The organism is Paracoccus sp. KKT209, assembly GCF_055635455.1.
The window spans coordinates 2,492,658-2,505,011 of the sequence record NZ_CM145758.1 but is presented as its reverse complement, the minus strand read 5'-3'; the positions used below and the strand labels follow the sequence as shown (position 1 = coordinate 2,505,011).

The following is a 12,354-nucleotide window of genomic DNA, read 5'->3' as shown; positions in this document are numbered from 1 at the left end:
AGGTTGCCCATGCCCCCGACCCTGCCCCCCGCCCGCATTCTTCCGCCGATCAACGATCCTGCGACCCGTGACCAGATCGACCGGCTGGCGCGCCGCTACCTGGAGGCCTCGGGCGCCGGGATGGCGCTCATGGCGCGGATCGGCAACAGCGCCGAGGGGCTGATCGCGCGCCTGCCGGGCTTTGTGCGCAGTCGTCTGGACAGCGTCACCCGTGCGGCGCTGACCCGCGCCTTCGGCGCCGCCTCGGGCAGCCGCCGCCTGCTGCGCGACCGGGGCGACTGGTTCAACCGGCTGGCCTCCACCGTCAGCGGGGCTGCGGGCGGGGTGGGGGGCTTTGCCGGCGCGTTGGTCGAACTGCCCTTCACCGTGACGCTGCTGCTGCGGGCGATGCTGGACATCGCGGCCGAACATGGCCTTGATCCCGACAGCGAGGAGGTGCGGCTGGAATGCCTGCGCATCTTCGCCGCCGCAGGGCCGATGGCCGATGACGACAGCACCGATCTGGGCCTTCTGGCGGCGCGCCTGTCGGTCACCGGGCAGACGGTGCAGGGCCTCGTCAGCAAGGTCGCGCCGCGTCTGTCGGTGTCCCTTGGCCAGAAGATGGCCGCGCAGGCGGCGCCGGTCTTTGGCGCGGTGGTGGGGGCCTCGATCAACTACACCTTTGCGCGCTACTATCAGGAACTGGCGCGGGTGCATTTCGGGATCATGCGGCTGAGCCAGGAAACCGGCCTGCCGCGCGAGGCGCTGACCGAGGCCCTGCGCCTGTCGATCGAGCGTCAGCAACCAGGCCGCTAGCCCCTCACTCCTCCTGCGAGTCCAGCGCCAGGGGAGAGACCGGCGCTGCCAGGTCCTCGGTCGTCAGGGGACCGGCCGGACGGGCCAGTCGCGCCTTGGTGATCCACATCAGACGTTCCTGCGCGCGGGTGATGGCGACATAGGCCAGCCGCTTCCACAGCGCGATCCCGGCCTCGCTGCGGTTCGACCAGGCGGCTGCGGCGATGTCGGGACCAAAGACCTGCACCTCGGGCCACTGGCTGCCCTGGGCCTTGTGGATGGTGACCGCCGCCCCGTGCAGGAAGGCCGCGCCCATTCGCGCGGCATAGGGGATGAAGGGCTCGGCCTCGTCCGGCATCTCGATCTTGACGATCGAGGCGGCCGAGAGGCGCGGGTCCTCGGCCCCGATGACGTGCAGGCGCGAGAACCCCGGTTTGCGGCCCGGCCCCAGATAGACGACCTGCGCCCCCTTGATCAGGCCGCGGGCCTCCAGGTCGATGCGTTTCTTGCGGTGCTTCAGCGGCAGTTCCAGCCCGTCACAGATCAGCGGCTCTCCTGGCAGCAGTGCGTCGCCGGGCGCGCCAAAGGCGGTGCGGAAGGCGTGGATCAGCCGGATCCGCGTGGCATTGCGCCAGACCAGCACCGGGCTGCGCGCCATCAGGTCGCTTTCCACGCGCTCGGCCCAGACCACCCGGTCGTCCTTGCGCGCCGCCGCCCGGATCATGTCTTCGAAATCCTCGAAGGTGAGGCGGTCGTCCGCCAGCGCATGGGCCAGGTCCAGGATGGGGCTGTCGTCGGCCTGCCGGTGGATGCGGCTCAGCATCAGGCGCTGTGCCGGGGCCAGACGGTCAAAGACCATCTCTCCGGATAGGCCCACGGGGGCCAGCTGCGCGGGATCGCCGAACAGGACCAGCACGGGAAAGATCTCGCGCAGGTCCTCGAACTGCTTTTCGTCCAGCATCGAGGCCTCGTCGATCAGCCCGACATCCAGCCCGTCCTCGCGCCGCTTCCAGCCGCGGATGAAATCCGACCCGCGCAGGCCCGCCGTCGCCAGCGCGCCGGGGATCGAGGCATGCTGGTCGAAGAAGGCCTTGGCCTTGTCCATCGCCAGGTCGGTCAGGCCCTCGATCACCGGCCGATCGCCCTGGCCCGTCAGCCATTCGGCGATCTTCTCGTATTCCGGGTCATAGACGGGGGTATAGAGGATGCGGTGGATGGTCGTCGCCGGCACGCCGCGCATGCGCAGCACGAAGGCCGCCTTGTTGGTGGGCGCCAGGATCGCGACGCTGCGCCGGTCCTTGCGTTTCTTGCCCTCATAGTCGGGGCTGATCAGCTCGACCCCCGCTTGAAGCAGCGCCTTGGTGATCTGCGACAGCATCAGCGTCTTGCCGGAACCGGCCTTGCCGATCACCGCCATCACCCGACCTTTGCCCGACTCGGTCGGATGCAGTTCTTCTGCAATGATGTCGATACCTGCCGCGCCGAAGGTCTCGGCCAGCGCATCCCATGCGTCGGCCTGGTCGGGGGACAGAGTCGGGGCAGGGGCAGGGGCACTCATGCCGATCCCTTAGCCTGCCTTGGCGGGAAAGCGAAGCACCCTGCAACCTTTTGGCCCGCCCATGCGTGGATGGGGGGCAAGTGAGGACGGAGTGTCGCGATGATCGAATTGTTTTTCGTCACCTGCCTGCTGAGCGATCCCGAGCGGTGCAATGACCACAGCCTGCTGTTCGAGGAGCAGAACGGGCTGTTCAGCTGCATGCTGCAAAGCCAGAACGAACTAGCGCGTTGGGTGGAGACCCATCCGACCGAGCAGGTGCGCGAATGGAAGTGCCGCTATGCCGGCGAGGCCGAGCGCAAGGCCTGACGCGGTTCTCGCGTCGGCGGACGGGCAGGGGCAGCCCGTGGCGCCCCTGCCGCAGTGATCAGCGGCGGCCGGCTTCCAGCGCGTCCTCGAAGGTGCGCAGGCCCGCGACCGGGGACTGGACCAGGACCGACATGTTGCCCGGCTTGTGCTGGTTGCGGTACATCTTCATATGCGCCTGCGGGATCTCGGCCCAAGGGAACACCTCGGACATGCAGGGGTCCAGGCGCCGTTCCAGCATCAGCTTGTTTGCGGCGCTGGCCTGCTTCAGATGCGCGAAGTGGCTGCCCTGGATGCGCTTCTGGTGCATCCACAGGTAGCGCACGTCGAAGGTGCAGTTGAAGCCCGTGGTGCCTGCGCAGATGACGACCATGCCGCCCTTCTTGCAGACCAGGGTCGAGACGGGGAAGGTCGCCTCTCCGGGATGTTCAAAGACGATGTCGACGTTGTTGCCCTTGCCGGTGATGTCCCAGATCGCCGCGCCGAACTTGCGCGCCTCGGTGAACCATTCCTTGTATTCGGGCGTGTTCACGGTGGGCAGCTGGCCCCAGCAGCGGAATTCCTTGCGGTTGATGACCCCCTTGGCGCCCAGGCCCATGACGAAGTCGCGCTTGTCTTCCTCGCTGATGACGCCGATGGCATTGCCGCCGGCCGCGTTGATCAGCTGGATCGCGTAGGAGCCAAGGCCCCCCGAAGCGCCCCAGACCAGAACGTTCATGCCGGGCTTCAACTCGTGCGGCTCGTGGCCGAACAGCATCCGATAGGCGGTGGCCAGCGTCAGCGTGTAGCAGGCCGATTCTTCCCAGGTCAGGTGGCGCGGGCGGGGCATCAGCTGCTGCGCCTGCACGCGGGTGAACTGGGCAAAGCTGCCGTCAGGGGTCTCATAGCCCCAGATGCGCTGCGTGGGCGAATACATCGGGTCGCCGCCGTTGCAGTGTTCGTCGTCGCCGTCATCCTGGTTGCAATGGATCACGACCTCGTCGCCGACCTTCCAGCGCTTGACCTTGTCACCGACAGCCCAGACGATGCCCGACGCGTCCGAGCCCGCGATGTGATAGGGCTGCTTGTGCACGTCGAACATGCTGATCGGCTTGCCCAGGCCCGCCCAGATCCCGTTGTAGTTGACGCCGGCCGCCATCACCAGGACCAGAACCTCGTTGCTGTCGATGCTGGGCGTGTCGACGACCTCAAGCTGCATCGCCTGGTCGGGCTCGCCCTGCCGCTCGCGCCGGATCGCCCAGGCATGCATCTGGGCAGGCACATGGCCCAAGGGGGGCATCTCGCCCACGGCATAGAGATCTTTGACGGGTGCTTCGTAGGGCGCGATCGGATTCGGGGCGTCGAGTGCCATGGGGGTCTCCTGAAATACTGCAGTGCAGAAAGTTCTCTCCCGTGCTTTACGATCCAAAAAGCAACATTGCAACTATTACTAGCCCATATGAGCAACAAAATTTCCTGACGGCGACTGCCCGCTCATCAATGGCCGTGGCGTGCAACAGCCACGGTCCCGGAATGGCATCTTGTGCATTCTATTCCTATACGAGAGCCCGCGATGCGTGCGTCTGGTTCATGATCAAGGATATTTTAATGCCCATCAACAGCGCCAAAGCGCCGGTTTTGCCCATTGAATCCTTGCGCGCCATCGCCGTCCTGCTGCTGGTCAGCTTCCATGTGATCGGCGGGGTCAGGACCGACGGGCTTCAACTGAGCCATCCACATCCCTTGCGGATCTATGGCGACCTGTTCGTAGATGTACGGATGCCATTGTTCGCCTTCGTCGCCGGGGCGGTCTATGCCCTCAAGCCGCCGCAGCGCGGCACGCTGATGCCTTTCCTGTTGGGGAAATTCCGCAGGCTGGCCGTCCCAGGCATCACCGCGATCACCGTGTTCATGGCCTTTGGCTATGCGATCGACGGCCGCCTGCCGTTCGGGGGTCATTTCTGGCAAGCCTATTACCGCCATTACGAGATCTTCTGGTTCCTGCAGGTCATGCTGATCATCTTTCCGCTGCTGGGTGCCTTGGATGCGCTGACGCGCGGCGCGATCCTGTGGCCGGCGCTGATCCTGTCGCTGCTGGCGATCGCGATGGGGTGGTCCTTGGAAAGCGATCTGATGGCCGCCAACCGGATCACGCATCTGCTGGGTTACCTGCTGCTGGGCGTGGCCTTCATCCGTCATGTCGAGACGCTGGAGGCCCATCGCGGACTGGCCGTGGCCCTGGCCGCGTCGGCCTTTCTGGCGGGGCTGGCAATGAACCTCTGGATCATGCGGGAAACCGGCCGCCCCTCAACCGAGCGTCTGGACCTGCAAAGCCTGCTCTTCGCCGGCGGGGCCTGCGTGACGGCGATGCTGGTCCTGCCGCGGCTGCACAGGCTGTCCTGGCTGGGGGCGTTCTCGCTGACCATCTACCTCTACCACATCCTGGTCACCTCGGGTGCGCGCCGGGCGCTGCAGGCCATCGACATCGAATCATCGGTCGTCCATCTGCTGCTGGGAACGGCGCTTGGCATCCTCCTGCCGGTGCTGCTTCAGGTGATCGCGTCGCGGTGGCAGGTCACGCGCCTGCTGGTCCTGGGCCTCAGGACCAGTCCCCGGCGCACCTGAGCCTGCACCATGCCGCACTGCGGCGAATTGACGGCGCAGTTTCCTGTCTGTATCAATCGTCGCAAGGAAATAATGTTGCGAGGACCCTGATATGGTCGAGAAGGACAAACCCTGGCTCTTCCGCACCTATGCGGGCCATTCCACGGCTGAAAAATCGAACGCGCTCTATCGCACGAACCTGGCGAAGGGGCAGACGGGCCTGTCGGTGGCCTTCGACCTGCCCACGCAGACCGGCTATGACAGCGATCATGTGCTGGCGCGGGGCGAGGTCGGCAAGGTAGGCGTGCCCGTCTGCCACCTGGGGGACATGCGCGCGCTGTTCGACCAGATCCCGCTGGAGCAGATGAACACCTCGATGACGATCAACGCGACGGCGCCTTGGCTTCTGTCGCTGTACATCGCCGTCGCCGAGGAGCAGGGGGCCGACGTGTCGCGCCTGCAGGGAACGGTCCAGAACGACCTGATCAAGGAATACCTGTCGCGCGGCACCTATATCTGCCCGCCCAAGCCGTCGCTGGCGATGATCACCGACATCGCCGCCTATACGCGCCAGCATCTGCCGAAATGGAACCCGATGAACGTCTGCAGCTATCACCTGCAGGAGGCGGGCGCGACGCCGGAACAGGAGCTGGCCTACGCGCTGGCGACCGCCGTGGCAGTGCTGGACGACCTGAAGGACAAGGTGCCCGACGACAGCTTTCCCGAGATGGTCGGGCGCATCAGCTTTTTCGTGAATGCCGGCATCCGCTTTGTCACCGAACTGTGCAAGATGCGCGCCTTTACCGAGCTGTGGGACGAGATCACCCGCGACCGTTACGGCATCACCCAAGAGAAATACCGCCGTTTCCGCTATGGCGTGCAGGTCAACAGCCTGGGCCTGACCGAGCAGCAGCCCGAGAACAACGTCTATCGCATCCTGCTGGAGATGCTGGCCGTCACGCTGTCGAAGAACGCCCGCGCCCGCGCTGTGCAGCTGCCCGCCTGGAACGAGGCACTGGGCCTGCCGCGCCCCTGGGACCAGCAATGGTCGCTGCGCATGCAGCAGATCCTGGCCTATGAGACGGATCTGCTGGAATATGGCGACCTTTTTGACGGCAACCCCGTGATCGCCGCCAAGGTCGAGGCGCTGAAGCAGGGCGCGCGGGACGAGCTAGCCCTGCTGGACCAGATGGGCGGGGCGATCGCCGCCATCGACTACATGAAGGCGCGGCTGGTTGAATCGAATGCCGCGCGGCTTGGCCGGATCGAGGCCAACGAGACGGTCGTGGTGGGTGTGAACCGCTGGCAGCAGGCCGAGCCCTCGCCGCTGACGGCGGGGGATGGCGGCATCATGGTGGTCGATCCGGCCGTCGAGCAGGACCAGGTCGGCCGCCTGCAGGCCTGGCGCGCCGCGCGCGACGAGGAGGCCGCCCAAGCCGCCCTTGCGGCGTTGCGCGCTGCGGCGCAGCGGGGCGAGAACGTGATGCCACCCTCGATCGCGGCGGCGAAGGCCGGGGTCACGACCGGCGAATGGTCGGGCGTGATGCGGGCGGTGCATGGAGAGTACCGGGGCCCCACCGGCGTCTCGGCCAGCCCGTCGAACCGGACCGAAGGGCTGGAGGAGATCCGCGAGGCGGTGGACGCCGTCAGCGCGCGCCTGGGCCGCCGGCTGAAGTTCCTGGTGGGCAAGCCGGGCCTCGACGGCCATTCGAACGGGGCCGAGCAGATCGCCTTTCGCGCACGCGACTGCGGAATGGACATCACCTACGAGGGCATCCGCCTGACGCCGGAGGAAATCGTGGCCCGCGCCCAGGAGCAGGAGGCGCATGTCGTGGGCCTGTCGATCCTGTCGGGCAGCCATGTCCCGCTGATCGAGGACCTGATGAACCGCATGCAGGCCGCGGGGCTGGGCCATGTGCCGGTCATCGTGGGCGGCATCATCCCGGACGAGGATGCCCGCAAGCTGGCCGCCATGGGTGTGGCACGGGTCTATACGCCCAAGGATTTCCAGCTGAACACGATCATGATGGACATCGTGGCGCTGGTCGAGCCGGGCGCGGTCGCCGCCTGATCCGCGACTGCAAACGAAAAGCGCCGCCCCTGGGGGCGGCGCTTTCCTGTTGTCGAAGGCGGGCTGATCAGAAGCCCAGGCCTGCATATTTCGACTTGAACTTGGTCACGCGGCCGCCGGCGTCCATCAGCTTGGCCGAGCCGCCGGTCCAGGCGGGGTGCGAAGTCGGATCGATGTCCAGCGACATGGTGTCGCCTTCGCCGCCCCAGGTCGACCGCGTCTGGTAGGTCGTCCCGTCGGTCATCTTGACCTCGATCATGTGGTAGTCGGGATGGATCTCGTTTTTCATCTGGTGACCTCTGCTCAGGCTTTCGCGTCCGACAGCGGACGGTAGTTGGTCTTTTCGGCGATACGAGCCGATTTGCCGCGACGGTCGCGCAGATAGTACAGCTTGGCGCGACGCACCTTGCCGCGGCGCACGACCTCGATCGAATCGATGTTGGTCGAATAGAGCGGGAACACGCGTTCCACGCCTTCGCCGAAGCTGATCTTGCGCACGGTGAAGCTGGCCGCGATGCCGCTGCCGCCCTTGCGCGAGATGCACACGCCTTCGTAGTTCTGCACGCGCGAACGCGTGCCTTCGGTCACTTTATAGCCGACGCGGATGGTGTCGCCGGCCTTGAAGTCGGGAATGGTCTTGCCAAGCTGGGCGATCTGCTCGGCTTCGAGTTCTGCGATCAGGTTCATCGCTGTGGGTCCTTGTCATGCTCGCGGTGGTTCCGCGATTGGTCTGATGCGCCCGAGCGCTGTCGGTCCTTTGCCGGGTCCACCTGCGTTTCCGCATGTGCCCGCCACAGATCGGGGCGGCGTTCCTTGGTCAGCCTTTCGGCCTCACTTGCGCGCCAGTCGGCGATGGCCGCGTGATTGCCCGACAGCAGAACCGGCGGGATCTCTCGGCCGTCCCAAAGGGCGGGCTTCGTGAACTGGGGGGCTTCCAGAAGGCCCCTGTTGCCGATGGAAAAGGATTCCTCGGCCAGAGAATCCTGATTCCCCAGCACGCGCGGTATAAGCCGGACCGTCGCGTCGATCAAGACCTGTGCGGCGATCTCTCCGCCGGTCAGGACATAGTCGCCGATGCTGACTTCCTCGACCCTGTGGGCGTCCAGGACGCGCTGGTCCACCCCCTCGAACCGGCCGCAGATCAGGACGACGCCGGGACCCTGGGCCAGCTGGCGGGCGCGCTCCTGCGTCAGCGGCTTGCCTCGCGGCGACATGTAGATCACCGGCAGCGGCTGGCCGCGTCCCGCCTCGCGCAGGGCCGCGTCCATCACGTCGGCGCGGATGACCATGCCGGCCCCGCCGCCCGCGGGCGTGTCGTCCACGTTGCGGTGACGGCCGGTGCCGAAGTCGCGCAGGGGGATGGTCTGAAGGTTCCACAGGCCCTGCGCCAGCGCTTTGCCGGTCAGCGACAGGCCCAGGATGCCGGGAAAGGCCTCGGGGAACAGGGTAACGATGCGGGCGGTCCAGGCGCCCTGGACCTGCGGCTCGACCATCAACTCACGCGGGCGCAGGCTGGGACGGATCGCCAGCCGGCCGTGGGACTTGGGCGAGTCGGTCATTCGTCGTCGCCGGGCGGGTCGGCGATGATGCGGCCGGCGGTCAGGTCCACCGTGGGCACGATGGCGCGGGTGAAGGGCAGCATCAGCACGTCCTTGCCGCCCACGATCTCCAGGATGTCGCCGGCGCCGTGGTCATAGATCGCGCGCACCCGGCCAAGCGGCTGGCCGCCGGTGTCCACGACCTGAAGGCCGATGAGGTCGGCGTGGTAGAATTCGTCAGCGGGCAGCGAGGGCAGGGCGCTGCGCGGAGCCCAGAGGGTGACGCCGCGCAGGGCCTCGGCATCCTCCCGGGTGCTGACGCCCGACAGGCGGGCGCCCAAGCCGCCGGTCACGGCGCGGGTCAGGCTGAGGGTGAAGACGCGGTTGCCGTCCTCGGATGTCAGGGGGGCATAGGTGGCGATGTCGGCCGGTTCGGCACAGAAGCTTTTCAGCCGCACCTCTCCGTGGACCCCGAAGGCCCCCGCGATCGCGCCGACGCAGATGCGGTCTTCCGTCATTGTCACACCTTTGAAAAGGGTCTGGCGGGGTTGCCCCCGCCAGCGTTCATCACTCGGCTTCGGCCGGGGCGGCGGCCTTTTTGGCGCGCTCTTCGGCGCGGGCCTTGGCTTTCTTGCCCGGCTCGGCCTTCTTCATGTTCTTGCGCTCGGTCTTTTCGGTCACGCCGGCGGCTTCCAGGAAGCGCGCGACGCGGTCGGTCGGCTGTGCGCCGTGGCCCAGCCAGTACTGGATGCGCTCGACGTCCATCTTGACGCGGTCTTCGCTGTCCTTGGCCAGCAGCGGGTTGTAGGTGCCCAGCTTCTCGATGAAGCGGCCGTCGCGCGGCATGCGCGAATCGGAGGCGACGATCGCGTAGTGCGGGCGCTTCTTGCTGCCACCACGGGCGAGGCGGATCTTCATGGCCATTCGGTTTTCTCCTTTGAAATGGCGGGGTCAGGACGTGCCGGGGGCGCGGCCTAGGATTGGTATTGCTCGTGGTGCCGGATGACCTCGGCGATCACGAAGTTGAGGAATTTGCGCGCAAATTCCGGGTCCAGATCGGCCTCGCGCGCGAGGCGTTCCAGCCGCTCGATCTGCTGCGCCTCGCGCGAGGGATCGGACGGCGGAAGGTCGTGGTCGGCCTTGAGGCGGCCGACGGATTGGGTGTGCTTGAAGCGCTCGGCCAGCGTGTAGACCAGGATGGCGTCCAGCCGGTCGATGCTGGCGCGATGCTCTGCCAGAAGCGCGGCGGCACGGGTGGTGGTGTCCATCAGGCGGAACCCTCCGGCCGTTGATTTCGCACAAAAATACTGTGCACCGGTCGTGCACCGGATGTGCACCGGGCGTGCACCGGATAGGGTGCGCATTTCGGCGTCATGCGGTGGCCCCGGGCGCGGGGTGGCGGTAGACGAGGCCAGGGGCGTCGAACGAGGCCGGCTGCTGGGCCTTGGGGTCGAGAACCGCGCCCAGACGCTGCGCCAGCGCGATCGAGCGCAGGTTGTCGCTGTCGATATAGCTGACAGCGGTCGTCCAGCCGAGGGCGGTGAAAGCGTGGTCGCGGGCGGCGCGGGCCGCCTCGGCCACGAGGCCCCGGCCTTCGGCGGCGGGGGACCAGGCGGTCCAGCCAAGCTCATGCTCGGGCCAACCTTCCGGAAACCAGGGGCCGGTCATGCCCAAGGCCGTGTCGTCGCCCTTGATCGTGAAGACGAACATGCCAAAGCCGCGCAGGACCCAGTGGCCCACGACATGGCCGAAGGCGCGCCAGCTGGCGCCCTCGGGCAGGTCCGGGCCGCCGCCGATGAAGCGCGCGCGGTCCGAGCCGTGGAAGCTGCGCCACTGAGGCCAGTCGCCGCCCTGCGGCGCGCGCAGGGTCAGGCGTTCCGTTTCCAGAACCGGAGTGGGCGACAGCGTGATCACGTCACTTCTTTCCGAACAGGCCGCCCAGGCCGCCCGGCAGCCCGGCCTTGCCCAGCTGGCCGCCGAGGCCCCGCGGGTCCTGCAGCAGCTTTTGCGCCTCGGCCATCTTGGCGGGGTCGAGGTTCTCCATGTCGGGAAGGCCGCCGCCCTTGCCGGTCATCGCGCGCATGGCCTGCTTCATCAGCCCGCCCTTGCCCATCTTGCCCAGCTTTTTCATCGTGTCGGCCATCTGCTTCTGCATCTTCAGCAGCTTGTTCAGGTCCGACACGTCGAGGCCCGCGCCGGCCGCGATCCGCTTTTTCCGGCTGGCCTGCAGCAGGTCCGGGTTCGCCCGTTCCTTTTTAGTCATCGAGTTGATCAGCGCGATCTGGTGGCGCACGACGCTGTCGTCATAGCCGGCGGTTTCCGCCTGCTTGGCCATCTTGGCCATGCCGGGCATCATCGACATGACCGACTGCATGCCGCCCATCTTCTGCATCTGCTCCAGCTGGCCGCGCAGGTCGTTCATGTTGAAGAGGCCCTTCTGGAAGCGCTTCATCATGCGCTCGGCCTGCTCGACCTCCAGGACCTGCTGGGCCTTTTCGACCAGGGCCACGATGTCGCCCATGCCGAGGATGCGGCCCGCCACGCGCTGGGCGTCAAAGGCCTCCAGCGCGTCCATCTTTTCGCCCAGGCCCACGAAGCGGATCGGCTTGCCGGTGATGGCGCGCATCGACAGGGCCGCACCGCCGCGCCCGTCGCCGTCCATGCGGGTCAGCACGACGCCGCTGACGCCGACCTTGGCGTCGAATTCGGTCGCGACGTTCACCGCGTCCTGGCCGGTCAGGCCGTCGACGACCAGGATCGTCTCGCGCGGCTGGGCGATGTCGCGGACCTGCTGGACCTGCGTCATCAGCGCTTCGTCGATATGCAGGCGGCCGGCGGTGTCGAGCATCACGACATCATAGCCGCCAAGCGAGGCCTGCGTTTTGGCGCGCTGCGCGATCTGCGGCGCAGTCTGGCCCATCACGATGGGCAGCGTGTCGACGCCGATCTGCTGGCCGAGGATCGCCAGCTGCTCCATCGCGGCGGGGCGGTTGGTGTCCAGGGACGCCATCAGGACGCGCTTTTTCTCGCGGTCCTTGAGGCGCAGGGCCAGTTTCGCGGTTGTGGTGGTCTTGCCCGAGCCCTGCAGGCCGACCATCAGGATGGCGGCGGGCGGGTTGTCGATGCGCAGCGCCTCGGGGGCGTCATCGCCCTGCAGCACGCGGATCAGTTCGTCATGGACGATCTTGACGACCTGCTGGCCGGGGCTGACCGATTTCGTGACCGCGGCGCCCGTGGCCTTTTGCGTGACCGACTTGACGAAGCTGCGCGCCACCGGCAGCGAGACATCGGCCTCCAGCAGGGCTGTGCGCACCTCGCGCATGGCGGCGGCGACGTCGTCCTCGGTCAGGGCACCCTGCTTGGTCAGCCGGTCGAAGACGCCGCCCAGGCGGTCGGAAAGGTTCTCGAACATGGCCGGGCCTCCTATGGCTCCAAAACGGTTTTGCCCCCGTGGGCGCAACGCGCTGACGGGGGGCGATCCCCGCGCAGGGCAGGGACCGGAAGACGGTGCTTCCGGGAATTGGGAC

The 12,354-nt window shown here is 67.0% G+C and carries 14 protein-coding genes; 4 read left to right on the top strand and 10 right to left on the bottom strand.

Annotation, left to right across the window (positions count from 1 at the left end):
• Positions 1-9 precede the first annotated feature (9 nt).
• A complete protein-coding gene (locus ACZ2G3_RS12400) occupies positions 10-795 on the top strand; it encodes an EcsC family protein (RefSeq protein WP_419270652.1) in 786 nt (261 codons plus the stop codon).
• A gap of 4 nt (positions 796-799) precedes the next feature.
• On the opposite strand, the gene ACZ2G3_RS12395 is transcribed toward ACZ2G3_RS12400, so the two are convergent.
• Positions 800-2,332, bottom strand: a complete 1,533-nt coding sequence (locus ACZ2G3_RS12395; protein WP_470396346.1) for an ATP-dependent DNA helicase — start codon at positions 2,330-2,332, stop codon at positions 800-802.
• A 99-nt stretch (positions 2,333-2,431) separates the two neighbouring features.
• Between ACZ2G3_RS12395 and ACZ2G3_RS12390 the strand changes: the two genes are divergently transcribed.
• A complete protein-coding gene (locus ACZ2G3_RS12390) occupies positions 2,432-2,638 on the top strand; it encodes a hypothetical protein (RefSeq protein ID WP_419270655.1) in 207 nt (68 codons plus the stop codon).
• 58 nt (positions 2,639-2,696) lie between these two features.
• Here the strand turns inward: ACZ2G3_RS12390 and ccrA are convergent, their stop codons facing one another.
• Entirely contained in the window at positions 2,697-3,986 is a 1,290-nt protein-coding gene (gene ccrA / locus ACZ2G3_RS12385; RefSeq protein ID WP_470396345.1) for a crotonyl-CoA carboxylase/reductase, read from the bottom strand.
• Positions 3,987-4,222: 236 nt separating this feature from the next.
• Between ccrA and ACZ2G3_RS12380 the strand changes: the two genes are divergently transcribed.
• Both ACZ2G3_RS12380 and ACZ2G3_RS12375 read left to right on the top strand, forming a co-directional pair.
• Entirely contained in the window at positions 4,223-5,239 is a 1,017-nt protein-coding gene (locus ACZ2G3_RS12380) for an acyltransferase family protein (protein ID WP_470396344.1), read from the top strand.
• 91 nt (positions 5,240-5,330) lie between these two features.
• Positions 5,331-7,289 carry a methylmalonyl-CoA mutase family protein gene (locus tag ACZ2G3_RS12375; RefSeq protein WP_470396343.1) on the top strand — a complete coding sequence of 653 codons (1,959 nt, stop codon included), beginning with the start codon at positions 5,331-5,333 and terminating at the stop codon, positions 7,287-7,289.
• Between the two features lie 67 nt (positions 7,290-7,356).
• Here the strand turns inward: ACZ2G3_RS12375 and rpmE are convergent, their stop codons facing one another.
• The 8 genes from rpmE to ffh form a co-directional block, all read right to left on the bottom strand.
• Positions 7,357-7,578, bottom strand: a complete 222-nt coding sequence (rpmE, locus tag ACZ2G3_RS12370) for a 50S ribosomal protein L31 (RefSeq protein ID WP_111298986.1) — start codon at positions 7,576-7,578, stop codon at positions 7,357-7,359.
• A 14-nt stretch (positions 7,579-7,592) separates the two neighbouring features.
• Positions 7,593-7,976, bottom strand: coding sequence for a 50S ribosomal protein L19 (rplS, locus tag ACZ2G3_RS12365; RefSeq protein ID WP_111298987.1), 384 nt, complete (start codon positions 7,974-7,976; stop codon positions 7,593-7,595).
• Positions 7,973-8,848 (bottom strand): tRNA (guanosine(37)-N1)-methyltransferase TrmD, encoded by an 876-nt coding sequence (gene trmD, locus ACZ2G3_RS12360; RefSeq protein WP_470396340.1) that lies wholly within the window; start codon positions 8,846-8,848, stop codon positions 7,973-7,975. The genes rplS and trmD overlap by 4 nt, the downstream gene beginning before the upstream one ends.
• Positions 8,845-9,345, bottom strand: coding sequence for a ribosome maturation factor RimM (gene rimM, locus ACZ2G3_RS12355; protein WP_470396338.1), 501 nt, complete (start codon positions 9,343-9,345; stop codon positions 8,845-8,847). The genes trmD and rimM overlap by 4 nt, the downstream gene beginning before the upstream one ends.
• A gap of 49 nt (positions 9,346-9,394) precedes the next feature.
• Positions 9,395-9,751 carry a 30S ribosomal protein S16 gene (rpsP, locus tag ACZ2G3_RS12350; protein ID WP_419270668.1) on the bottom strand — a complete coding sequence of 119 codons (357 nt, stop codon included), beginning with the start codon at positions 9,749-9,751 and terminating at the stop codon, positions 9,395-9,397.
• 50 nt (positions 9,752-9,801) lie between these two features.
• Positions 9,802-10,098 carry a chorismate mutase gene (locus ACZ2G3_RS12345; protein ID WP_419270718.1) on the bottom strand — a complete coding sequence of 99 codons (297 nt, stop codon included), beginning with the start codon at positions 10,096-10,098 and terminating at the stop codon, positions 9,802-9,804.
• A 100-nt stretch (positions 10,099-10,198) separates the two neighbouring features.
• Positions 10,199-10,741: a GNAT family N-acetyltransferase gene (locus ACZ2G3_RS12340; RefSeq protein ID WP_470396336.1), complete on the bottom strand. Its 543-nt coding sequence runs from the start codon at positions 10,739-10,741 to the stop codon at positions 10,199-10,201.
• Position 10,742: 1 nt separating this feature from the next.
• A complete protein-coding gene (gene ffh, locus ACZ2G3_RS12335; protein ID WP_419270671.1) occupies positions 10,743-12,239 on the bottom strand; it encodes a signal recognition particle protein in 1,497 nt (498 codons plus the stop codon).
• Positions 12,240-12,354: the final 115 nt, after the last annotated feature.

Excerpts from the sequence above, each read along its gene's own strand:
- rpsP (WP_419270668.1), bottom strand. The coding sequence starts at position 9,751 with ATGGCCATGAAGATCCGCCTCGCCCGTGGTGGCAGCAAGAAGCGCCCG.
- ffh (WP_419270671.1), bottom strand. The coding sequence starts at position 12,239 with ATGTTCGAGAACCTTTCCGACCGCCTGGGCGGCGTCTTCGACCGGCTG.
- ACZ2G3_RS12400 (WP_419270652.1), top strand. The coding sequence starts at position 10 with ATGCCCCCGACCCTGCCCCCCGCCCGCATTCTTCCGCCGATCAACGAT.
- trmD (WP_470396340.1), bottom strand. The coding sequence starts at position 8,848 with ATGACCGACTCGCCCAAGTCCCACGGCCGGCTGGCGATCCGTCCCAGC.
- rimM (WP_470396338.1), bottom strand. The coding sequence starts at position 9,345 with ATGACGGAAGACCGCATCTGCGTCGGCGCGATCGCGGGGGCCTTCGGG.
- ACZ2G3_RS12380 (WP_470396344.1), top strand. The coding sequence starts at position 4,223 with ATGCCCATCAACAGCGCCAAAGCGCCGGTTTTGCCCATTGAATCCTTG.
- ACZ2G3_RS12375 (WP_470396343.1), top strand. The coding sequence starts at position 5,331 with ATGGTCGAGAAGGACAAACCCTGGCTCTTCCGCACCTATGCGGGCCAT.
- ACZ2G3_RS12390 (WP_419270655.1), top strand. The coding sequence starts at position 2,432 with ATGATCGAATTGTTTTTCGTCACCTGCCTGCTGAGCGATCCCGAGCGG.
- rplS (WP_111298987.1), bottom strand. The coding sequence starts at position 7,976 with ATGAACCTGATCGCAGAACTCGAAGCCGAGCAGATCGCCCAGCTTGGC.
- ccrA (WP_470396345.1), bottom strand. The coding sequence starts at position 3,986 with ATGGCACTCGACGCCCCGAATCCGATCGCGCCCTACGAAGCACCCGTC.
- ACZ2G3_RS12395 (WP_470396346.1), bottom strand. The coding sequence starts at position 2,332 with ATGAGTGCCCCTGCCCCTGCCCCGACTCTGTCCCCCGACCAGGCCGAC.
- rpmE (WP_111298986.1), bottom strand. The coding sequence starts at position 7,578 with ATGAAAAACGAGATCCATCCCGACTACCACATGATCGAGGTCAAGATG.